Origin of the sequence: Streptomyces sp. NPDC051315 (assembly GCF_044455165.1) — a bacterium.
Classification (GTDB): Bacteria; Actinomycetota; Actinomycetes; order Streptomycetales; family Streptomycetaceae; genus Streptomyces.
In genome coordinates this window covers 33,329-55,433 of the sequence record NZ_JBITEN010000017.1, presented here as the reverse complement: position 1 = coordinate 55,433, position 22,105 = coordinate 33,329, and the positions used below count along the sequence as shown (strand labels likewise).

Sequence of the window (22,105 nt, the reverse complement as noted above, 5' to 3'; positions counted from 1 at the left end):
GTGGCGCGACGACGGCACCGACCAGACCATCGACGACCTGCGTGCGGGAGCAGCGGCTCGCAGTCAGCGCTTTGCGGTGTAGGTGATGTTCGTACGGCCCTGGTCGCAGCTGAGACGGTGTCCTACCGCATCCGCAGTAGGACACGGCCGTCAGCCTGCTGATGCGGTAGGTGAGAGCCTGCGCATGAGGGACGAGTCCAACCGGTGATCCTTGCGACACTGCCGGCCCAGCAGTCGATTTCAAGGAGTACAGATGAGGCTCGGAAGGGTCCCGGCCCTGGTGTGCGCGGCATTGGCGATCACTCTCACAGGCGCGTGTTCGTCCACGTCGTCCGGCATCGCGGCATCCAAGGCCACCGCGTCGTCGTCGGCTGGCGACAGCTGCACGGACACGGGAAGCAGCCAGCCGCCCGCAGCGCCGCCCGCCGCTGCTTCGCAGGGGGAGCCGAGTGCCGGGGCCCCCGGCAGCAGCGTCGGCCCGGGCGGCCTGGCACAGGCGATGAAAGGTTTCGGCAAGACGGTCAAGCCCATCGACGACAGCACGAGTACGGTGCTCGACACCAAGGGGCAGCGGCTGGTCACGTGTGAGACGTCGTCGGTCAAGGTGACGACGAAGAAGGACGTCACGTTCTCTACGGTCACCACCCGCTACGGCGACAAGCAGCAGCTCAAGCTCGACCTGCTGATCCCGCAGGGCAGCGGCGACAAGCCGCTGGTCGTGTACATTCCCGGCGGCGGCTTCCACACCCCCATGAAGGGCGGCGGCGCGACCGGCGTGCAGACGTACCTCGCGCAGCAGGGGTACGCGGTGGCGAGCATCGTCTACCGCGGCCTGGAGGACGGCATCTATTCCGACGCGGTCGTCGACGCCAAGTCCGCGATCCGGTTCCTGCGCGCACACGCGAACGAGTACGGCTACGACGCCGCGAACGTAGCCGTGTGGGGTCAGTCCGCCGGCGGCTGGCTCGCGGCGATGGTCGGCACCACCAACGGGGTGAAGAAGTTCGACAAGGGTGCCAACCTCGACCAGAGCAGTGACGTGCAAGCCGTCGTCGACGAGTACGGCCTGTCCGACCTGACCAAGGTCGGCGCCGACTTCGACGAGGCGGCCGAGAAGGAGCACCAGACCGCCACGATCACCGAGGCACAGTTCGTCAACGGCAAGAACAGCGGTAAGACCATCGCCGCCGACCCTGCCGCCGCCAAGGCCGCCAATCCGATCAATTACATTGACGGTGAGGATCCCGCCTTCATGCTGGCGCACGGCAGCGCCGACAACATCGTGTCACCCAGCCAGACCCTGCTCCTGCACACGGCCCTGCGCAAGGCCGGGGTGAGCAGCAACCGCTATGTGATCGAGGGCGAAGGGCACGGTGCAGCCGGTTTCAACACCGTGCTCTACATGACGAAGATGGTCGGCTTCCTCAACAAGCACATCGGGAAGTGATGGATGGACGACGGCCGGGGTGACACCGGGCACACGACACCAGCCGGCAGGAGCCGGCCGGGTCCTGTGCTGCACCGAATGATCAACAATGTCTCACCGGCCAGCGCCGCCCTCCTCGCCGTCGTCCTGGTCCTTCTTGCACTGCCACCGCACGGCGGTTGGCGCCAGCTGCTGGCGCTGGCCGCGATGGTCATCCTTTCCTTCGCACCGCTGGTCCTGCGCACCCGTGCGCCCCTGGCCACGGTCGCCGCGACCACCGCCATCGAGTCCGCCTACATGGCACTGCTGCCGTTCGTCTTTCCCATTCCGATCACCACCATGTGCGCGCTGCACTCGGCCGCCCTGCACAGTTCACGACACAGGACTTGGACGGCGGCCGCAGCGGCCGCGCTCTGCCTGACCGCCTGCGCCTCAATCGGACGCCCCGCACCCCTCTTCGGAACCGGATATCTGATCATCATCGGCTGGATCGGTCTGGCCACCGCCCTCGGCGACTCCGCACGCAACCGCACGGCATACGTGGAAGCACTGCAGGAACGCGCCGCCCACGCCGAAGCCACCCGCGAGCAGGAGGCCCGCAGGCGGGTCCTCGACGAACGGCTGCGCATCGCCCGTGAACTGCACGACTCTGTCGCCCACCAACTCGTCTCGATCACCGCCCAACTCGGCGTTGCCCGCTATCTACTCGCCCGCGGCAGGGCCGTCCCGCCGCCGACCATCGACCAGGCGCACCGCAGCAGCCAGGCCGCTATGCGCGAATTGCGTTCCGCGGTGGGGCTTCTCCGCGCCGAATCCGGCGGTGAATCGCCGCGCACGCCCTTGCCGGAGCTCACGATGTTGCCGGAGCTGATCACCTCGGCCGAGGCAATGGGCATCACGGTACGGTCGCAGCACTCCGGAGCGCCCCGCCGGCCACCGCCCGGAGTCGGGCTGGCCGCCTACCGCATCCTGCAGGAGTCGCTCACCAACGTCGCCAAGCACGCCGGACCGCGCGCCGAGGCGCGGATGACGGTCGAGTACCGAGACACCGCCCTGCATCTGACCGTGCGCAACCGCCTCCTCGGGCCGGTGGCCCCACCCGATCCGGCGTGTTACGGCATCGCGGGCATGCGCGAACGCGCCGCTGCCGTCGGCGGCACCCTGAACGCCGGCCTTGACGGAGGAGACTTCCTGGTCGAGGCCCACCTGCCGCTGGAGGTGGCTTCGTGACCATCCGCGTCCTGCTCGTCGACGACCAGACACTGCTGCGAGCGACGTTCAAGATGCTCATCGACTCCGAACCGGACCTGGAAGTGGTCGGCGAGGCCGCCACCGGACGGGAGGCCGTCGAGCAGGTCAGGGCCCGGTGGCCCGACGTTGTCCTGATGGACATCCGCATGCCCGGTCTCGACGGCATCGAAGCCACCCGGGAGATCACCCGTCTGGGCACCCCGGCGAAGGTCCTCATCCTGACCACCTACGAGACCGACGAGTACGTCACCGAGGCGCTGCGCGCCGGCGCCACCGGATTCCTTGGCAAGACCGCCGACCCGGAAGAGGTCGTCCACGGCATCCGCCGAGCCGCACAGGGTCGCCCCCTCTTGTCCGCGGTCGCCACCGAGATGCTTGTAGAGCACTTCCTCGCCACACCCGATGGGACAACCACGGCCGTCGATCCGCGCTTGGAAGAGCTCACCCAACGCGAACTGCAGATGGTCGCGCTCGCCGCCGAAGGGCTCTCCAACGAGCAGATCGGGCAACGGCTCAACCTCGCCGTCCTCACGGTCAAGACCCACGTCAACCGCGCCATGGCCAAACTGGGGGTCCACGACCGCGCCGGCCTTGTCGTCCTTGCCTACCGCTCAGGGCTGGTCAACCACCTTCTTGGCTGAACCGCGGCGGATGAACGAACCCCAGGCCACGAACGCCGTTGGGTGCAGATCCAATGAGCCTCACTGGCCTCGACCCTTGCACGAGCGGGGGCGTGCCTCGGGTAGAGGCTGCGGATGGGCGTGACAACGCCCGTCTGACCCCTCCCAACCGAAACGGGGAGGTTCGACGACACTCCCGGCGTCGGTCACCACCGCCAAGCGGTGAGCCTACCGCTCCAGCCGACCGCACCACAGTCCGCGTCGCACGCCGACCCGCACCGAGCGGCGCATCATCAAGGCACGGCCGCTACGGCGGTGGGGTCCGGCACAAATCGCCGGTCTGCTGCACCCCCCTCTTCCCGGTGCCGTGAACCTTGGACACCGAGGATCGGAAGTCCCCCGACGCGGCGAAGGTCACCCGGAGCGTCCTCGACAAGGCCAAGCGCAACGACGTCGTCCTCATGCACGACATCCACGTCACGTCGGTCGGCGCCGTCCCGCGGATTTTGCGCACGCTCACCGCCCGGGGCTGCCGCCTCGTGAACGTGAGCCATCCCGCGCGCCACATGTGACGCGCGGGATGACTTGTGGGTGGGATGCCGGCGCCTTGCCCGCTGGGGGGCGGGCGGCGGGCGGGAGGTCGCCGTGAGGGGGCCTGCATCCCTGTCGGCGCGGGTCAGCTCGTCACGCGGAAGGTGGCGTCGCTGCGGCCCGTCGCGGTGGTGATCGCGTCGAGCCGGAGTTGGTAGGCGTAGTGGCGGATGTAGCGGTCGGGGTAGTTGTACGACTGGAACGACGACCATGTGGAGTCGGCGAGTCCGGCGACCTGGCGGAAGGTGGCGTCCTGGGCGAACGCGGTGGTGCCGTCGTTGTAGGCCAGTGAGAAGTCGAAGTCGGTGTGGCGCAGGAAGTATCCGGGGAAGTTCACCGACTCGAAGGAGACGGTGCCGGTGCCCGCCAGGCCGGTCCTCATCCGGAACCTGGCGTCGTCGCTGGTGATGTTCTGGTCGATGCGCACGTCGAAGTTGGTGTGCCGCACGTACCGGTCCTGGAAGTTGTACGACTGGAGCCTGTTGGCCGTCGTGTTGGGCCAGCGTGCGAGCACGCGGCTCTCCTCGGCAGCCGTCATGTTCAGGATCCAGCCGTGGCGCTTCTTGGTGCCGCCCATGTTGTAGCTTCCCGACGCCTGCGTCTGGTAGCTGGCTGGATCGGAGGGGTTGGTCGTCAGGACCGGCATGTACCCGCCGCCCGTGGCGTACTGGTCGAGGTAGAGGGCCCACTTGTTGGTGCCGTTGAATTTCATCCACATCGGGCCTTCGACCTGAGAGCCGGTGAGGCCGATGCCGGAGAGGTTGCCGAGGTTGGTCCACGTCCCGAGGATCGAGTTGCTGCCTTCGAGGGTGATCTGGCCGTCACCGGAGGCCCGCACGTAGCGGTAGTTCCCCACGCCGGACGGCACCTCGATGATCTGGGTGTCGATGATGCCCTGGGTGCCGGCGCGGTCGATGTAGAGCTGCGGGGTGGTGATGGTGCGGAAGTCGGTGGTGCGGGCGTAGTAGATGCGGTGCTTCAGCACGCCGTTGAGGGTCGCGTTCGTCGCCCAGTACAGGACGTAGTCGTTGGTCTCCGGGTTCCAGATCGCCTCGGGCGCCCACGCGTTACGCCCGTCGGGGATCGCGCCGGCGACGTTGAGCAGCCGCGGCTGCGACCAGGTGGCCAGGTCCGTGGACTCCCACACCACGAGGTTGCGGCTGGCATCGGTCTGGGAGGAGCCCCACGTCTGCCCGCAGTCGATGCACAGGTCGGTCGCGATGATCCAGTACTTGCTCCCGTCGGGGGATCTCACCAGTGCGGGGTCGCGCACCCCCTTCGTACCGACCGTGGAGCGCAGAACCATGCCTCCGCCGTTGAGGTCGTTCCAGTTCACGCCGTCCGTGCTGCGCGAGAGGTACATCTGCTGATTGGTCGACCCCTCCCCGGTGAAGTGCACCATCAGGTAGCCCGGATCAGCGGCGGCGGCCCGTTGCGGTGCGGTCAGGGTTTGGCATGTGAGGAGAAGGCCGACGGCGACCAAGAGGGTCGCCAGCCGTGAGAACAGGGCGGATATGTACATTTTTTGTCTTTCTTCGAGTGCCTTGATCACATGAGAGTGAGGTTCAGCGGACCGTCCAGCAGGCGGCCGGTGCTGTTTCCAGGGACGTCTGGGTCTGCCCGGGGGATCAGTGATGACGGCGGCCAGGCGCGTGTGTGGCTTTCACGTTCGTGACCACTGGAAGCTGGCGGCTGTGCCGCAGGTTCGCTGTTCAAGCAGGGCGGCGTCCGCGGTCGAGGCGCCGACGACGTTGAGGCACTTGCCGCTGTGGCGGACTTTGAGCTGGTTGTATCCGTCGACGGCGACCCACTGGAACTGCTGGTTCCGGCCGGAGTGGCAGGGGTACTGGATGATGTTGGCCCCGTCGGCGGTGGACACGTTGTTCACGTCCAGGCACTTGCCGCTGTTGAGGCTCTCGATCTGGAAGTAGCCGTCGCCCACGTCGACGAAGCGCCACTTCTGCCAGGGCCTGCCGTTCGAGGTGTACTGGCCGATCTTCGCGCCGTTGTCGGTGTTGGGTGCCTGGACGTCCATGACCTTGCCGCTGTTGCGGTTGGTCAGCCGGTAGTACGTCACCACCGGCTCGCCGGACGGAACGGTCAGCGCGGTGCCCGTGGCCACCGGCACGCCGAGGTTCGGTGACCCGTCCGCGTTCCAGGTGATCTTCTGGATCCGGGTGGTGCGGGTGGTGCTGCAGCCCTGGGACGACGAGGAGTTGGCGTGGTAGACGATCCAGTCCTCGGTGCCGTCCGGGGACCGGAAGAAGCCGTTGTGGCCAGGACCGTACACGCTGTTCGTGTCACTGCGCTGGAAGGCCGGCTCCGTGCTCTTGACCCAGGAACTCGCGTTCAGCGGGTCGCTGCCGGTGAGGGTGAGCAGGCCCAGCTTGTAGTCCGGGCCCTGGCAGGCGCTGGCCGAGTAGGTGAGGAACGTCTTTCCGTCGTGCTGCACCGCGACCGGGCCCTCGTTCATCGGGGTGCCCTGCTTCTCCCAGGAGTAGGTCGGGGTGGAGATCTGCGTACGGGATCCGCTCACGGTCCACGGATTGCTCAGCTCGACGATGTAGATGCTCGGATCGGATCCGGCCCACTGCGGCGTCGGCACCCCCGACCAGGTGAAGTACAGCCGGCCGTTGATGGTGACCACGTTTCCGTCGATGCCCCACCAGTCGTTCGCACCGAAGATCATGCCCTTGTACGAGTACGGGCCGAGCGGGTCGGTGCCGGCGCTCTCCAGCACGTGCACGCGCTGGTCCTCGATGTCGCCCGTACCGGCGGAGTAGTAGATGTACCAGCGTTTGCCGTTGGGGCCGTCGAGCAGGTGCATCTCCGGCGCCCATATGTAGTGGTCACGGCCGGCGGCGTGGGCACTGAACACCGGCACCGGCGCCGCTGCCTTCAGCGCCTCGATCGTGGGCGCCTTCCGCATCGTCAACGCCCCGCTGTACGGCGTCGTCATCAGGTAGTAGTTGCCGTTGTAGTAGGTCATGTACGGGTCCGCGCCGGAACTGTTGAGTGGGTTCGTGAACGTCGCCGTGGCCGCCTGCGCGCCGGGTGCGGTCACCACCGTCCCGAACGTCAGACCACCGACGAGGGCGGCGAGAGCCGTCGCCGTGGCGCACAGCGGCCGGAGGAGAGAAGAGCTTTTCCGCACCCGATTATTTGAACTGCCCATGACAGAAACATCCTTGTTCGCGTCGGGGAGCGTAAGCGTGGTGTTCTTTCCAAACGCGTTGTCGTGCCGGGCCGTGCGCTCGGACGCTGTCGCGTTTCTGTCACGACCCGGGATGTCGGGGGTGGTTGTGCCGTTCGTCCGATTGAGGTGGTGGCGGACGACCAGAACCCGTCCAACGCAGTCGCTTGCGTAGGTCGGATACGCGAGCGAGGTGAGAGCAGCGGGCCCATTTGGTTCGAAATTTAGAATGCCGTTCGGAAATTCGGCCAGACGCTATACGGATGGTAAGAAGGTGTCAAGACGGCTGGGGGAAGAGAGGCGGGCTGCCGTGGCGATGAGTTCGGCAGAGCGCTTTACGGCGATCCGTCCGGCAAGGGGCCGCCGCATCCTCGCTGGTAACCTGCGGCGCCAACCGTCGTTTGTCGGAAAGTCGTTGAATTTGGAATCAGACTGTTTCAGCCCGGTGAGCCCGAGTCCCCGCTTTCATGGTCCCGGGCATGGGCGATGGTCCACGTTTCAGCTGGGTCATGTGGGTCTTGACGGTCTGCTCGGCCACCACCAGCCTCGCGGCGATCTCGGTGTTCGACAGGCCCTGCGCGACCAGTAGCAGGACCTCCCTCTCCCGTGGCGTGGGGCCGTTCAGTCGCAGGCGGGCGTTCCGGCTGAGAGCGGGGCGGCGCCGGGAGACGCCCTCGATGAGGCGGCGGGTGACGGACGGGGCGAGCAGCGCGTCTCCGGCGGCGATCACCCGTACCGCCTGGACGAGTTCGGCGATGGGCGCGTCCTTGAGCAGGAAACCGCTGACTCCTGTCTGCAGAGCCTCGTAGACGTAGTCGTCACAGTCGAAGGTGGCCAGGATGATCACCTTGGGGCGGTGGACCACACCGGGCGGCGGGTCGAGCAGCCGCCGCGCGGCCTCCAGCCCGTCCATCTCGGCATCCGTACGTCCATCAGGACCACGTCGGGGTACGTGCTGCCACTGACGTCGATGCCGAGCCGGCCGTTGGGCGCCTCACCCACCACGTCGATGTCGCTCTACGCGGACAGCACCGCGGGGAACCCCGAACGCACCATGGCTGGTCGTCCACGACGACCACTCGGATAGTCATGCCCATCTCTCTCTTCCGGCTCCTCTGACGAACTGGTGCGGCCCGGTCGCCTCGCGGCGCGTAAGCGTGGCTGCGGCGACATCGCCGCGCTCCTGCAGGCGGGGCGGAGACCGCGCTGCAGTCTTCCCGCGCCGCGGGGACCACCGCCTCGGTCGAACGGCCTGAACAACCGGCCCTGACAGGTGGACCCTCAGCCGAATGGCGGATGGATCGGGCACGGGCAGGCGGAGTCCGCGTGAGTCCTCGAACGGCGCCCGCAGCATGCGGCCCCCATCCGGCAGCCGGATCGTCGGCCTCGCCACAGCGCGTGGAAGCCTCCAGCTGATTCAGCCACACAGAAACCTATGAGAAACGACAGAACCATTGACCTGTCGGTGCCCCACCTCTACTTTCTGACCGACCCAGCGAACCCCGTGCGATATTTCGGACGGGACCCAGTGTCCTCGCGATGTCAGTTTTCCCCCTCCCTTCCCGCTGGAGAGCCGTATGTCGCACACCCCTGCTCGCAGATGGGCCAGACGCGTCACCGCCCAGGTCCTCGCCGTCGGACTCGGCGTCATAGGTCTGGCGGCCCTCGACCGACAGGAACCCTCGGTGCCCCTGTCCGCCGAACCGGCCGCCGTGAGCACCAGCCAGATCGGCGTCACACCGCCGCCGATGGGCTGGGCGTCCTGGAACAGCTTCGCCAGCAGCATCGACTACAACGTGATCAAACAGCAGGCAGACGCCCTGGTCTCCTCCGGCATGGCGGACGCCGGGTACAAGTACGTCAACCTCGACGACGGCTGGTGGCAGGGCGACCGCGACGCGAACGGCAACATCGTCGTCGACGAGAACCTGTTCCCCGGTGGCATGAAGGCCATGGCCGACTACATCCACAGCAAAGGCCTGAAGGCCGGCATCTACACCGACGCCGGCAAACAGGGCTGCGGCTACTACTACCCCACCACCCGCCCGGCCGCCCCCAACACCGGTATGGAGGGCCACTACCAGCAGGACCTTGAGGCCTTCCAGCGCTGGGGCTTCGACTACGTCAAGATCGACTGGTGTGGCGGCCGCGTGGAGGGCCTCGACCAGGAGACCCAGTACAAGCAGATCGCCGCCGCCAACGAGGCCGCCTCGGCCGTGACCGGCCGCAGGCTCGTGCTGTCCTTCTGCGAGTGGGGCACCGGACTGCCCTGGAACTGGGCGACCGGTTACGGCGACCTGTGGCGCACCAGCGGCGACGTCATCCTGTGGGGCCAGAAGCCGACCACAGGCATGATGCTCACCAACTTCGACCGCGGCCTGCAGCCGGCCGCCCATCACACCGGCTACTACAACGACCCCGACATGCTGATGACCGGGATGAGTGGCCTGACCGCCGCCCAGAACCGGCTGCACATGGGCCTGTGGGTGATCTCCGGGGCCCCTCTGCTGGCGGGCAACAACCTGGCCACGATGAGCACCGAGACCCGTGACATCCTCACCAACCGCGAAATGATCGCCATCGACCAGGACCCGCGCGGGCTGCAGGGTGTCAAGGTCGCCGAGGACACCCGGAACCTGCAGGTGTACGGCAAGGTCCTCTCCGGCACGGGCAAGCGTGCCGTGCTGCTGCTCAACCGCACGGGCTCGGCGGCATCGATGACCGTGCGCTGGGCCGACCTCGGCCTCACCTCGGCCACCGCGTCCGTACGCAATGTCTGGACGGGCACCGATGCCGGCTCCTTCGCCACCAGCCACACCACGACCGTCCCGGCGAACGACGCGGTCCTGCTGACCGTCTCCGGCACCGAGGCCCCCGGCTCCACCTTCGAGGACGCCACCACCGCCACCACCCCGACCTTCAGCAACATCACCGCCTCCACGGCGGGCACGAAGCTGGTGGACATCACCTACGCCAACGGCGGCAGCACCACCCGCAAGGCCACCATCCAGGTGAACGGCCAGTACAAGTACGTCGTGGCCTTCCCGCCGACCGGCTCGGCCACGACCTACCGCACCGTGTCCGTGCTCGCACACCTGGCCAAGGGTGCCAACACCGTGAAGTTCGCGACGGTCTCTGGCAGCACGGCCCCCGACGTCGACGCCCTCCGCGTCCAGGGCATCCCCGGCACCGACGGTGTCGCCCTCGTCGGCTCCGCCTCCAACCGATGTGTGGACATCGACAAGAACACCGACATCAACGCGACCCAGGCGCAGCTGTGGGACTGCTCCGGCGGACGCAACGAGACCTTCACCCAGACCTCGCGCGGCGAACTCGTCGTCTACGGCAACAAGTGCCTCGACGCCGACAACAACGGCACCACCAACGGAACCAAGGTCATCATCTGGGACTGCACAGGCGGCACCAACCAGAAGTGGACCGCCAACTCGAACGGCACCATCACCAACAACCTCTCGGGCCTCTGCCTGGACGCCACGAACGCGGCAACAGCCAACGGCACCAAGCTGATCCTGTGGACCTGCAACGGCCAGAACAACCAGAAATGGACCCGCAACTGACCTCCACCACAGGAGCATGATGCAAAACCGGTGAGGCGCGACAGCGCCTCACCGGTTCTGCCTTCGCGTCTCTCGACGACGGCCGAACGCTGGCTCAGTCAAGATTTCCGTGAAGCCGATCCTGCCCCTGTGCGCCGGTGACGTTCCGTCACTTTCGGCGCGATGCCTGCCGCGTGTGAGGAGCTACTGAAGGCCGTGTTTGCGCACCTCGAAGGGGCGCTGGTGGAAGAAGTGAGCCCCGAGGGCGGGGTGTTGCGCATAGTGGCGAGGACGGCGGAGTCGGTTTCCGATGCCGTGCCCGGACTGCGCAACGCCGTCGGTGCGACGGCACAGCGGATACCAGCGCCGTGTCGCCGACGGCACGGCCGACGGTCGGCAGGTGTCCATCGAGCTGACCATCCGCCGCCTGTTCTGTGACGGCCCAGGGTGCCCGCGAGTGACGTTCGCCGAACAGGTCGACGGGCTGACTGTGCGCTACGGGCGTCGGACGCCGCAGCTGGGGTGCTTGTTGAGCGCGATCGCGGTGTCCCTGGCCGGCCGGGCCGGGGAGCGCCTCGCGGCCCGGCTGCCGGCGCCGGTCAGCCGCACCACCCTGCTGGCCCTGGTCATGGCCCTGCCCGATCCGTACGCCGCAACGCCCCGGGTGCTCGGGGTCGATGAGTTCGCCACCCGCAAGGGCCACAAGTACGGCACCGTGCTGGTCGACTGCGAGACCCACGCTCCAGTTGACCTGCTGCCCGACCGGGAGTCGGCGACGTGCGCGGCCTGGCTGACCGACCACCCCTGAGTGGAGATCATCCCCCTCGATCCCGTTGACAACCGCGAACCCGCTCTAACTCCGTGGTCTTGGGGTACTTACGTGGTGCCGGCAGCGGACTCGTGCTTTCCCATCTGCCGAGGCGATCACGCCTGGTCAGGCCCGCTACAGAATCCGGTTCAGCTCACCTTCCAGAAGCTTCTCGGCCCGATTGTCGAGCCACTCGACGCCGGTACGGTCGAGGTAGCGGCGGCCGGCCTCGGTGCGATTGATCGTGGTCGACACGATCAGGTTCTTGACGATGAGGGGTGGCACTGCCCAGATGGGCGTCACGGGCAGTTGCAAGTCGCGCAGGCTCTCCTTGCCGAGGAAGTACCTGAGCAGGCTGAGCATGCGAAGCTGCGAGTACCGAGCGCGCATAGCCTGCGGCCGGCCTTGCTCCAGAGCGCGTTCGCCGTCGACGAGCGCTGTGGCGAGTGCGCTACCGGCCGGCGTTTGGCCGTCCTGGCACAGCAACGCGTGGTAGTTGAAGCGGTTCTGTTCTCGTTCGGTGTCGAAAAGCCAGTCCTCGTCGATTCCGAGGAGCCAGCCGACGTACTTCCACAGGTGCATCACGGCAAGGGAGTCGTCTGAGCTCACCATCCAGCCGAGGCGCGGGCACCCAGCAGCAGCGTGGAGTTGAACAGTCCCAGGGTCGCCGCCTGGTCGCTGCGGTTGATGGGCAGTCCCAACTGGTCGGTGTCCCATCGACCGTTCTTCTCGAAGCGGTCGTTGACCAACGCGTGCATGGCCCGCACATGCACGGTGAGCTTAAGACGTCGTTTCAGTTGGTGAGTCGGCGGTAGGCGATGAGGGCTGCGGCTATGCCGACGATGGCCAGGAAGTGTTCGGCCTTTCGCTCATAACGGCGGTGCGGCCTTCGGCATCCGGCCAGCCAGGAGACCGTTCTTTCGACGACTCAGCGGTGGCGGCCCAGCCGGGTGGAGGACTCGATGCCCTTGCGGGCGATGCGGTGGCGGATGCGACGCTCGCGAAGCCATTTCCGCAGGTGGTCGTGGTCGTATCCCTTGTCGGCATGGGGCTTGGCCGGACGTCGGCGGCGCGGTCCGCGGCGGGAGCGGATGGGCGGGATCCCGCGCACGAGCGGTTCCAGAGCCTGGCTGTCGTGCAGGTTGGCGCCGGAGACGCCCAGCGACAGCGGCAGCCCGTTCCGGTCGGTGATGAGGTGGATTTTCGATCCCGGCTTGCCGCGGTCGGTCGGATTCGGTCCGGTCAGGGGCCCCCTTTTGCCGCCCGGACGCTGACGGAGTCGATCGCGCACCGCGACCAGTCCAGCTCGCCCCGGGTGCCGAGCTCGTCCAGGATCAGGCGGTGCAGCCGGGCCCACACCCGGTCCTGGCTCCACTGGGCGAAGCGCCGGTAGACCGTGGGCCAGGCCGGCCCGAACACCGGCGGCAGCTGCCGCCAGGTGCAGCCCGAGGTGGCCACGAAGATGATCGCGGCCAGGCATTCGCGGTCCCTGGCCCGCCGCCGCCCGCCGCCTTGCGGACGTATGACCTCGGTCGGTGGGACCACCCGCCGAAACAACACCCACAACTCGTCCGGTACCAACCGCTCGATCAGACCCGTCATGCACGGCTCAACGAGCGATCACGCCATCAGAAACGGCGCCTTAGCGCCAGCGCGAGTCACTTCTCACCGCGCGGTCCTGGCGACGGCGGGCCGCCTCGATGTGCTCGTTCACCTCCTTCTCCGGCAGCAGTTCGACCGCGTGCCGCCGGGCATCGACCCCGCCCTCACCGACGAGACGGAAGGAGTGCCGTCGGCCGTTCCACCGCTGGCACCAATCGGAGGCGGCCGGGAACTCGGCCAAGTCGGCGGAAGGGTCTCTTGGACTGGAGTCATCAGCCGCAGGCCCGTCGCCCTGGTAGCGTCGTCAGCCGAGCGGCAACACGCAACAACCGATCGCAGAAGCGGTGCACACCGCGGTGCCGGACGTTGCGGGCGCCAACCGCGGCCAGGGCCTCACGCAGCCACAGGGCCGGGTCGCAGCCGGGCTGCGGCCGCGGAGCTCCGAGCGCAAGGAGCTGAGCAGCGGCGTACTCGTGGCCCTGCTCCGCGCGGCGGATCTTCTGTGCCGCCCGGTCGGAAGCGCACGGGTTCCTCGATTCCCGAACCTAGGAGTGACAGAACCGGCACGACGTTCTGCTGCTTGAGTGCGGTGACGCGTGGGTTCACGCCGCCTGTTCCGACCGCGTATCTGCCGTCCGGCGTGACCATTCGCTGTCTGCGGCGTTCTTGGTGGGAGACGGCTTTGATCACAGGGGGCGTTGATGAAGGTGGCAGGTATCCATCACGCCTACGGCAGCCGGGTTGTGTTGCGTGGGGTGGACGTCGAGCTGCCGCGGGGCGCCCTGGTCGGTATCGTCGGGGAGAACGGGGCGGGGAAGTCCACGCTGCTGAAGATTCTCGCCGGTGAGCTGCGCCCCGACCGTGGGGTGGTGCGGCACGAGGGACGGTTCGGGTACTGCCCGCAGCAAGTGGTACTCAACAACGCGTTCACCGTCCACCAGCACTTCGAACTGTTCAAGGCCGCTTACTCGCTGCCCGACCTGTGCCGGGCCGAGGAAATCATGGAGACGCTGCGCTTTCGCGAGTTCGCGCAGGAGCGGGTCGGGGTGCTCAGCGGCGGGACCCGGCAGAAGCTCAACCTGGCCCTGGCGCTGATGCACGATCCGGATGTGCTGCTGTTGGACGAGCCCTACCAGGGCTTCGACTGGGAAACCTATCTGCGCTTTTGGGAGTTGTCCGCCCAGTTGCGTGCCGCCGGCCAGTCCGTGTTGGTGGTCTCGCATCTCGCTTACGATGTCGATCGGTTGGACGTCCTGTGGCGTCTGGAGGAGGGCGTGCTGCGCCCGGGAGCGGTGGTGGCGCCGTGAGCCCCTCCCCCTCCGTGGCGCGGTTCGTCCTTGCCACACGGTTCGCGGCGGTTGAGCAGGTGCGCAATCAGTTCGCGATGGCGCTGGTGATTCTGTTCGTGCCCCTGTGGATCTCGCTGGGGCAGTTCATGATCGTGGATGTGCGGGTGTCGTTCAGGCTCTGGGCCACCGGTCAGAATCTCATCGCGGCCGGTAACGAGCTCACGCAGATCAGTGGCGCGTTGAACGCGGTGACGCTGATCGTTGGCTTCGCGATGTTCTCGGCCACCTTCAGTTCGGGCACCTTCGACCGGCGACTGGCCATGGCCGGCTATCCCCGCCCTCAGCTCTTGCTGGCGAAGGTCGCCTCCCTGATTCTGGCCTCGGCCGTCGTCAGCGGCTACGCCACGGCCGTCATGTGCGTGTACTGGTCGCCCCGTCAGCCCGGCGTGCTGGCACTTTCGCTGTTCAGCGCCGCGATGACCTACGGGACCGTCGGCGTGGTCCTGGGCACGGTGGTACGCCGGGAGCTGGAGGGCACTTTCCTCATCGTGATGATCAGCGTCATCGATCTCGCCTTGCAGAACCCCATCGCCAGCAAAGGGGCCGGCAGCGCCATGGTGCGCCTGCTGCCCTCCTACGGCGCCATGCAGTCCGCCTCGGCCGCCGGCTTCTCCCACTCCGTGCTCCTCAGCTGCCTGGGCGTGCAGCTGGCGTGGTTCACCGGTGCCGCTGCCCTGAGTCTGCTCGCCTTTCGCTGGCGCACCCGGTCCGCGGTGACCGGCCAGTCCCCACCCCCTACCCAAGGAGCACCGTGTTCGCTGCCGACTGCGCGCGGGCCGGAATCGACGATCCGGAACTGAAGGCCGCCTACGCGGTCTGCCGTAACTATGTGCGGTCGACCAGGGCTGATGACTTCCTGGCCTCGCTGTTGATGCCCTCGATGCTGCGCCCGGCGTGCTGGGCTGTGCTGGCCGCTATCAGCATCACCGATGACTTGGCGGATATCAGCGAGGGCAACGGCTCCGAGCGTCTGCGCGCGTGGCAGGACGCCTTGGCGATCGATCTGCTGCGCGGCACCAGCAAGGACCCGGCCCGCCGGGCGCTGATCCATGCCGCCCGCCACTGGAACCTCGATATGCGCAAGCTGGACGCTACGTTCGCGGCCTACCACCTGGATGCTCTGCGGACCGCTTCGATCGCGGCGCCGTGGCAGGAGTGGCGGGCCAGAAGCCGAAACAGCTACCTGCCCTTCCTCGAGCAGTGCCTGACGATGATGCGGCACGCCGGCCTGGACGTCCCTCTCCACCTCACCCGCCTGGATGCCTACCAGCGCCTGTCCGACGGCTTGTTCCTCACCGACTCACTGACCGACCTCGCCGAGGACCTCGACCAAGGCGACATCAGGTTTTCCGCAGAGGAACTGCAACGCTTCGGCGTAACCGAGGAAGACCTCCTGGAGCGCCGCTGGACCCCGCAAGTCCAAGCGCTGATCAACAGCCACCTCCGCCAAGCCCGAAGCTGGCTGAACCAACCCCAGATCTGGGGCAGCCTGCCCCCCGGTCCTGCCATCATGCTGCGTACGGGCTGCAGTCTCTACCACGCCCGCCTGCGCGCCGCCGAAAAGGCCGGACCCACGCTGCTGCACCACACCGTGGTGCGCCCGTCCCGATTCACACGTTGGCGCACCGCCGGCCAGGCCCGATTCCTGGCGGCCGCGGCCTGGCGTCTCTTCCCTCTTCCCGCGTTCCCCACCACGGCCCCGCCCACTCCCGTGGTGCTCCCGGCGCCCCGAGCGGCATCCTCCGAACTTTTGCCACCTCGACCCCATCACAGTGGGGCCCGCCCTCCGCAGCTCCGTGCCGAGCGGATGCCTCGGCATGTCGCGATCATCATGGACGGCAACGGCCGCTGGGCCACTGAGCGCGGCCTCATGCGCAGCGACGGTCACAAGATCGGCGGGGACATGCTGGTTGATGTCGTACACGGCGCGCTGGAGATCGGACTGCCTCACCTGACCGTGTATGTGCTGTCCACCGAGAACCTGGAGAAGCGTCCGCGGGAGGAAGTCGACTACGTGCTGACGTGTGCACGGGAACAGCTACTGTCCGGGGAGCTCCTCCGTCACGACGTGCGGATTCGTTGGGCCGGCGCCCCTGACGGCCTGCCGGGCGAGTTCGTCGACTTGATGCGCAGCAATGAACAGGCCACCAAGGACCGCACCGGTCTCAGCCTGACGGTCTGCCTCAACTACGGCGGCCGCAACGAACTCACCCAAGGCGCCGACTCCCTGGTCAGCGACGTACGCGCCGGACAGCTCGACGCAAGCAGGGTCTCGGAACATCTGCTGCGCTCCCACCTGCCCCTTGGTGACCTGCCCGACGTCGACCTGCTGTGGCGTACCGGTGGTGAGCACCGCATCTCCAACTTCCTGCCCTGGCACACTGCCTACGCCGAGATCCTCTTTTCGGACAAACTCTGGCCGGACGTCGACCGCCGCGACCTGTGGCACGCCATGACCCAGTACACCCATCGCGCCCGCCGCTACGGCGCGGTCCCTGGGCTGCAGGCCGGGGAACTCGACCACGACGCCCACATTGCAAGCCACCCCTAGAAGCGCGTCTCCCTGGCCCACATGGGTGCTTCAGTACTGCCGCGTGAACGTCACCAGCGGCAGTACCCCGGTGCAACCGCCCGCCGGGTCCCCAGAAGGCACCCGCAGTGACCGGGCCTTCCTCTTCCGGGTGATCTTCCGTGTCCTGTGCAGCACGGCGGCCGTTCTCCGACCGAGCAGTGGTCTGTACGGGCCGGCGCTCGCCCTGTCCTTCCCACCAAGGAGCCTGCTGACCACTATGAACCCCACCCGTATCCTCAAGCGCCCCGCCATCGCCGCAACGGTCCTCTCCGCAGCCCTCCTGGGCACATGCTCCCTCGCCATGACCTCCACGCAGGCGAGCGCCCAGCCCGGCCATGTTCTGGACACCTCTCAGTTCCTGGCCAAGGGAGCGCGCCTGCAGGCAGCCCCGCTGCCGCCCGCCTGCCAGGAGGCGATCTTCAAAACTGGAGACAAGTTCCCCACCACCCACTACGCCATTCCCGACGAGCCGTGGAACGCCACTCTGGCCGCCCTGGGCAACTTGAGCGAGCAAGATCAGGCCCTGCTCACCGAGCCCGCGTGCGCGGCCTGGAACAAGTGGGCCGTCACCAACGGCCCCGCTGTGACCACCGAACTCGACAACCGCTACCGCAACGCCGCCGCTCCCGCCTGCAACAAGTGGGCCGTATCCACCCTTGCGACGATCAAGAAGCACGCCCCGGAGTTCCCCGCCGAGTACGCGGCACAGCAGACGCTAGCCAAGAGGATCTGGAAGGACGTCATGACCAAGCTCTCCACCACGGCCGCCGACCCCGCCTGCCGCACGTCCTACAACACCGCCAAGGCAGGCTGGTAAACGCACAGGGAAGCGAGACCTGGCGAAGGGCTGGCCGCCGGCGTGGAAACACCTGCGCCACGCATGGCGGTCTGCTCGTTGATGCCGAACAGGCGCCACAGCCGCAGCAGGTCGGCACTCTCACCCGCTCACTCCGGCCGGACTTCCGGCCGGAGTGAGCGGGTGCGGACCGTCGGCGACGCCGCTCACCGGCCCTCACCTTCCGCCAGCTGCCACGAGGGCCAGGAGCTCTGCCGTGAGGTCCGGCGCGACCAGGATTGTGCGGGCAGGGGAAGTGACCTGGTCGTTGCATCGAGTCATGACCCACTGCGCTCTTCCAGGGTCATCGGCAGGGGGCCGGGGGAGAGGAAGATCCGGGGCGTCGGCCGGCGGATTCGTCGACCGGGCCGGGGGCGCAGACGCCATCGGGTGCTGATGCTGGCCAGGGCGGTCAGCATGTGGGTCATGGCGAGGTTGTCGCCGATGCATTTGCGCGGCCCGGTCCCCAGGGTGAGGTAGGAGGAGGGGGCGAGGGTTCTGGCGCGCTCGGGCAACCAGCGGTCTGGGTCAAAGACTTCCGGGTCGGGGAAGACCTGGGGGTTGCGGTGCAGTTCGTAGGGGCTGAAGGCGATCTCGGCACCGGACGGCAGGTGGGCGTCGCCCAGCTGGACGGGGACGAGCGTGCGGCGCGCGAGCATCCACACCGGCGGGTACAGACGCAGCACTTCCTGCAGGACACGCCGCGTGTAATCAAGGCGGGGCAGGTCCTCAGGTTGGATGGGGCGCCCGGCAAGGACAGTGTCGAGCTCGTCGTGCAAGCGTTGCTCGATATGGGGGTTGAGGGCCAGTTCGTGGAAGGTGTGGGGCAGGACGTCGCTGATGCCGTGGACCGCGGCGAAAAGGTAGAAGATGACCTCGCGGACGATCTGGGTGTCCTCCAGAGGCTCGTCGGTGTCGGCGTAGCGGGCGGCCAGGAGCTGGGACAGGACGTCGGGGGTGTTCTGGTCGTCAGTGGCGCGGCGGGCCTCGATCGAGGCGGTGATCGCCTGCTGCAGACGGGCTCTGGCCCTGTTGAAGGACCCGGTGCCCGGGACGTGGGAGAGGTACGCCCAGCGGGGCAGGGCCACACGCCAGTACAGGCCGCGGGTGACCTGCGGGACGAGGGCGGCCAGGGCGTCGGACACCGCCTGTGCGGTGGGCCCTCCACCGCACAGGGTGCGGGCATTGACCGTGCAGGCCAACCGTTTCAGCTCCTGGTCCACCCGCACGGTCTTCCCGGGCTGCCACCGTGCGACCTGTTCTTGAGTGACTTGGCGGACGGTGGGAATCTGAGCGGCGATGCGCCGGCGGTGGAATCCGGACTGGACGGCACGGCGATGACGGCGATGGGACTCGAAGAGCGTCAGTCCCTCGAACCGCATATCCATCCCCACGCTGGGACCAAACTGCGATCCGACCCCTTCTGACAGCCGGCCCTTGGCGTAGTCGCGCGTTTCGGTCACCAGGATGCGGTGGAGCAGTTCGGGTGAGGTGACCAGGTAGATGTCGGGGCCGGGGGCCAGTATGCGTACCACGGGACCGAGTTCGTGGAGTGAGGCGGTGAAGGCCAGGGGTCTGATCAGCATCTGGTGTACGTGGCCGATCAGCGGTAGCGCGCCCGGGGCGGTAGGGACAGGGCGGGTGGTGACTGGTCTGGTCATGGGTCCTCGTCGTTGACGCCAAAATGGACTATCACAGCGGGTGACACATAGTGTGCCCTGCGTGATGAACCCTTTTTGTCCTGCCTCGTCAGCCTTGCCGCCCGCTGCGCTGCGGCGTTACGCCCTCACGGGCCTGCAAGAACAGTGATGAGCGGGAGCGAACCGGTTCTGCGCGTACGGGATGTGCCCAAGAGTTACCGGCGCCGCCGGGTACTCGAAGGAGTGAACTTCGATCTGCTCCCGGGGCAGCTGGCGGGCATCGTCGGCGAGAACGGCGCGGGTAAAAGCACCGACTTCGACCGGGAGACCTACCTGCGCTTCTGCCTGGCCCAGAACCTGCGGGACCGCGGCTGCTCAGCGCTGGTCGTGTCCCACCTCGCCTACGATGCCTCCCGCCTGGACCGCATGTATCGCCTGCATGACGGCAGCGTGGGCGTGCCCGGCCTAGCTGTCCTTGCCGCCGGATCCCGGCCCGGCACCGGCCCACGCAGCGTCCCTTGCGACGAGCGGCCGGCAGAGCGCTGCGGCCGTCACGATTCCCCTACCGGATAGGGCTTCAGCATGCCCAAGCCTTCAATCACAGCGGCTGCCGCGCTCGACGTCCTGGTGGTCGGCTCGGGTTTCGGCGGCAGTGTCGCAGCGCTGCGCCTGGCCGAGAAGGGTTACGACGTCACCGTTATCGAGGCCGGATGCCGCTTTGCCGATGAGGATTTTGCCACCTCGCCCTGGCAACTTCGGCGCCTGCTGTGGGCTCCCCGGTTGGGGCTGCGCGGCATCATGCGGGTTCATCTGCGGTGCCGGCTCCTGGCGCTGACCGGGGTGGGAGTCGGCGGAGGATCACTGGCCTACGCCGCAGTCCACTACCGCCCCGCCCCTCAGGCATTCGATGCGGAGGGCTGGGATCCGGCGGTCGACTGGGCCGCCGAACTGGCCCCGCACTACGACGAGGCCGAGCGCATGCTCGGAACAACGACCGTCCCGGGGATGTCGGCGGGGGACCTGCTGCTGCGACAGACCGCCGTCGAGCTCGGCGTGGGAGCGACCTTCCACCCCACCCGGGTCGGCATCCACTTCGGACTGCCCGGTCAGTTGGCCGGTGACCCTTACTTCGCCGGGCAGGGGCCAGCCAGGAAGGGCTGCATCCAGTGCGGGCAGTGCACCAGCGGCTGCCCCACCGGTGCGAAGAACACCCTGACCAAGAACTATCTCTACCTGGCCGAACGCGCGGGCGTCAGGATCCGCCCGCTGACCACCGCCGTCGCCCTGCACCCGCAGCCGGACGGAACCTGGCAGGTCCAGACCCTGCGCACCGTGCTCGACCACGGCATCCCGCGCCGTCGACGCGAACTTCTGACAGCCGGCCAGGTGGTACTGGCTGCCGGCGCCTGGGGCACCACCGAACTGCTCCACCGCTCCCGGCCTGACCTGCCCCTGCTCTCTCCCGCCCTGGGCACCAGGACCTGCACCAACCGCGAAGTGATCACCGCCGCCACCGCACCCGGCCTCGACACCGGCCCCGGCCCCGCCATCACCTCCGCCATCCGCCCCGACCCGACCACCCTCCTGCAGCTGTGCCGCGTCGGCCCCGGCACACACCCCCTCGCCGCAGCGATCCGGACCTTCCCTCTGCCGTTCCGCAGCTTCGGCCGACGCACCGCACTGCTGTTCACCATGGAACTGCGGAACTCCGCCCTCACCAGCCACTACCGGCCCAGGCCCTTCGGCAGACGACTCGTCTTCCGCCCCGGCACCACCCGCCCGGAACCCGTCCGCAGCCCCACCGCGGAAACCGTCACGCGCACGTACGCGGCGGCCATCCGAGGCCGTGCCCGCCGCCTGTGGACCACGCTGCTTCGGGTGCCGATCACCGCCCATCTGATGGGCGGTTGTCCCCTCGGCACCGATCCCGCCCGCAGCGTCATCGACCCCTACCACCGCGTGCACGGCTACCCGACCCTGCATGTCACCGACGCCTCCGCGATCCCGGGAAACCTGGGACACAACCCGTCGCTGACCATCACCGCCATGGCCGAACGAGCCCTCGCCGCCTGGCCCCCGGCCGGCACCCGTGACCCCCGACCGCACCAGGACGAGCCCTACCAAGCCCTGCCCCCGCTGAAAGCACCCACCCTCCCGTGCCAAACCACCCGCTCATCGTCGGCCTCGGCCGCACCCGTCTCTTCACCCGTATCGCCCCCCACGTCCTGCCGGCCTGCGACCTAGCCGTCCACCGCCTCACCCGCGGCCGCCTGCTTCCCAGCCGCCTGTTCATCACCACCGTCATCCTCCACACCACCGGCCACCGCACCGGCACAACCCGCAGCACTCCCCTGTGCGCCCACCACAGCCCCGACGGCAGCTGGCTCGTCATCGCCAGCAACTTCGGCAGAGCACACCACCCCACCTGGAGCACCAACCTCCTCCACACCCCCACCGCCAGGATCACCACCGGCAGGCATTCCCACGACGTGACCGCCCGGCTGCTCAGCCCCGAGGAAAAGACGACCCACCGCCACCGCATCCTCGCCGCCCTGCCCGTCTACGACACCTACACCGCCCGCACCACCCGCGACATCCGCGTCTTCCACCTCACACCCCGGCCTTAACGGACTCTCTCGTCCAAGACGGTGTGACCATGCC

At 67.8% G+C, this 22,105-nt stretch carries 18 protein-coding genes and 5 pseudogenes; 15 read left to right on the top strand and 8 right to left on the bottom strand.

The annotated features are described in order from the left end of the window. Positions 1–253 precede the first annotated feature (253 nt). From ACIBBD_RS28750 to ACIBBD_RS28730, 5 genes and pseudogenes are all read left to right on the top strand, one after another. Positions 254–1,447, top strand: a complete 1,194-nt coding sequence (locus tag ACIBBD_RS28750) for a prolyl oligopeptidase family serine peptidase (RefSeq protein WP_399422476.1) — start codon at positions 254–256, stop codon at positions 1,445–1,447. 78 nt (positions 1,448–1,525) lie between these two features. After that, entirely contained in the window at positions 1,526–2,656 is a 1,131-nt protein-coding gene (locus tag ACIBBD_RS28745) for a sensor histidine kinase (protein WP_399422475.1), read from the top strand. After that, complete coding sequence (locus tag ACIBBD_RS28740; RefSeq protein WP_399422474.1) at positions 2,653–3,318, top strand: response regulator; 666 nt, start codon at positions 2,653–2,655, stop codon at positions 3,316–3,318. Before ACIBBD_RS28745 ends, ACIBBD_RS28740 begins: the two co-directional genes overlap by 4 nt. A gap of 205 nt (positions 3,319–3,523) precedes the next feature. Beyond that, positions 3,524–3,649, top strand: a pseudogene (locus ACIBBD_RS28735) (IS481 family transposase); the annotation flags it as partial. 22 nt (positions 3,650–3,671) lie between these two features. Then, positions 3,672–3,869: a hypothetical protein gene (locus ACIBBD_RS28730; protein WP_399422473.1), complete on the top strand. Its 198-nt coding sequence runs from the start codon at positions 3,672–3,674 to the stop codon at positions 3,867–3,869. Between the two features lie 104 nt (positions 3,870–3,973). Here the strand turns inward: ACIBBD_RS28730 and ACIBBD_RS28725 are convergent, their stop codons facing one another. The 3 genes and pseudogenes from ACIBBD_RS28725 to ACIBBD_RS28715 form a co-directional block, all read right to left on the bottom strand. Further along, complete coding sequence (locus tag ACIBBD_RS28725; RefSeq protein WP_399422472.1) at positions 3,974–5,410, bottom strand: glycoside hydrolase family 43 protein; 1,437 nt, start codon at positions 5,408–5,410, stop codon at positions 3,974–3,976. 141 nt (positions 5,411–5,551) lie between these two features. Further along, complete coding sequence (locus ACIBBD_RS28720; protein WP_399422471.1) at positions 5,552–7,063, bottom strand: family 43 glycosylhydrolase; 1,512 nt, start codon at positions 7,061–7,063, stop codon at positions 5,552–5,554. 526 nt (positions 7,064–7,589) lie between these two features. Next, positions 7,590–8,172: pseudogene (locus tag ACIBBD_RS28715) on the bottom strand (response regulator); the annotation flags it as partial. A gap of 486 nt (positions 8,173–8,658) precedes the next feature. On the opposite strand from ACIBBD_RS28715, the gene ACIBBD_RS28710 reads away from it, so the two are divergent. The 3 genes and pseudogenes from ACIBBD_RS28710 to ACIBBD_RS28700 all read left to right on the top strand — a co-directional run bounded on the left by ACIBBD_RS28710 (position 8,659) and on the right by ACIBBD_RS28700 (position 11,446). Further along, positions 8,659–10,659: an RICIN domain-containing protein gene (locus ACIBBD_RS28710; RefSeq protein WP_399422470.1), complete on the top strand. Its 2,001-nt coding sequence runs from the start codon at positions 8,659–8,661 to the stop codon at positions 10,657–10,659. A gap of 289 nt (positions 10,660–10,948) precedes the next feature. Beyond that, positions 10,949–11,017: pseudogene (locus ACIBBD_RS28705) on the top strand (hypothetical protein); the annotation flags it as partial. A gap of 78 nt (positions 11,018–11,095) precedes the next feature. After that, on the top strand, positions 11,096–11,446 hold the full coding sequence (locus ACIBBD_RS28700; RefSeq protein WP_399422586.1) for a transposase: 351 nt from the start codon (positions 11,096–11,098) through the stop codon (positions 11,444–11,446). 135 nt (positions 11,447–11,581) lie between these two features. Here ACIBBD_RS28700 and ACIBBD_RS28695 read toward each other — a convergent pair whose 3' ends face one another. The 4 genes and pseudogenes from ACIBBD_RS28695 to ACIBBD_RS28680 form a co-directional block, all read right to left on the bottom strand. After that, positions 11,582–12,028 carry a hypothetical protein gene (locus ACIBBD_RS28695; protein ID WP_399422469.1) on the bottom strand — a complete coding sequence of 149 codons (447 nt, stop codon included), beginning with the start codon at positions 12,026–12,028 and terminating at the stop codon, positions 11,582–11,584. A gap of 23 nt (positions 12,029–12,051) precedes the next feature. After that, positions 12,052–12,204: a hypothetical protein gene (locus tag ACIBBD_RS28690; protein WP_399422468.1), complete on the bottom strand. Its 153-nt coding sequence runs from the start codon at positions 12,202–12,204 to the stop codon at positions 12,052–12,054. A gap of 35 nt (positions 12,205–12,239) precedes the next feature. Further along, a pseudogene (locus tag ACIBBD_RS28685) lies at positions 12,240–13,048 on the bottom strand (IS5 family transposase). Positions 13,049–13,088: 40 nt separating this feature from the next. After that, entirely contained in the window at positions 13,089–13,289 is a 201-nt protein-coding gene (locus ACIBBD_RS28680) for a hypothetical protein (RefSeq protein ID WP_399422467.1), read from the bottom strand. A 460-nt stretch (positions 13,290–13,749) separates the two neighbouring features. On the opposite strand from ACIBBD_RS28680, the gene ACIBBD_RS28675 reads away from it, so the two are divergent. The 4 genes from ACIBBD_RS28675 (at position 13,750) to ACIBBD_RS28660 (ending at position 17,786) form a co-directional block, all read left to right on the top strand. Continuing rightward, the gene (locus ACIBBD_RS28675) at positions 13,750–14,355 is read left to right on the top strand and encodes an ATP-binding cassette domain-containing protein (RefSeq protein ID WP_399422466.1); all 606 of its coding nucleotides are present in this window, start codon (positions 13,750–13,752) and stop codon (positions 14,353–14,355) included. Between the two features lie 14 nt (positions 14,356–14,369). Beyond that, positions 14,370–15,197, top strand: a complete 828-nt coding sequence (locus ACIBBD_RS28670) for an ABC transporter permease (RefSeq protein ID WP_399422465.1) — start codon at positions 14,370–14,372, stop codon at positions 15,195–15,197. After that, positions 15,149–16,948 (top strand): polyprenyl diphosphate synthase, encoded by a 1,800-nt coding sequence (gene uppS / locus ACIBBD_RS28665; protein ID WP_399422464.1) that lies wholly within the window; start codon positions 15,149–15,151, stop codon positions 16,946–16,948. Before ACIBBD_RS28670 ends, uppS begins: the two co-directional genes overlap by 49 nt. Before the next feature lie 238 nt (positions 16,949–17,186). After that, positions 17,187–17,786: a hypothetical protein gene (locus ACIBBD_RS28660; RefSeq protein ID WP_399422463.1), complete on the top strand. Its 600-nt coding sequence runs from the start codon at positions 17,187–17,189 to the stop codon at positions 17,784–17,786. Positions 17,787–18,082: 296 nt separating this feature from the next. On the opposite strand, the gene ACIBBD_RS28655 is transcribed toward ACIBBD_RS28660, so the two are convergent. Then, positions 18,083–19,465 carry a cytochrome P450 gene (locus ACIBBD_RS28655; RefSeq protein ID WP_399422462.1) on the bottom strand — a complete coding sequence of 461 codons (1,383 nt, stop codon included), beginning with the start codon at positions 19,463–19,465 and terminating at the stop codon, positions 18,083–18,085. A gap of 147 nt (positions 19,466–19,612) precedes the next feature. Between ACIBBD_RS28655 and ACIBBD_RS28650 the strand changes: the two are divergent. The 3 genes and pseudogenes from ACIBBD_RS28650 to ACIBBD_RS28640 form a co-directional block, all read left to right on the top strand. Next, positions 19,613–19,903 (top strand): annotated as a pseudogene (locus tag ACIBBD_RS28650) (ATP-binding cassette domain-containing protein); the annotation flags it as partial. A 123-nt stretch (positions 19,904–20,026) separates the two neighbouring features. After that, positions 20,027–21,688, top strand: a complete 1,662-nt coding sequence (locus ACIBBD_RS28645; RefSeq protein ID WP_399422461.1) for an FAD-dependent oxidoreductase — start codon at positions 20,027–20,029, stop codon at positions 21,686–21,688. Continuing rightward, positions 21,601–22,071 carry a nitroreductase family deazaflavin-dependent oxidoreductase gene (locus ACIBBD_RS28640; RefSeq protein ID WP_399422460.1) on the top strand — a complete coding sequence of 157 codons (471 nt, stop codon included), beginning with the start codon at positions 21,601–21,603 and terminating at the stop codon, positions 22,069–22,071. The genes ACIBBD_RS28645 and ACIBBD_RS28640 overlap by 88 nt, the downstream gene beginning before the upstream one ends. Positions 22,072–22,105 lie beyond the last annotated feature (34 nt).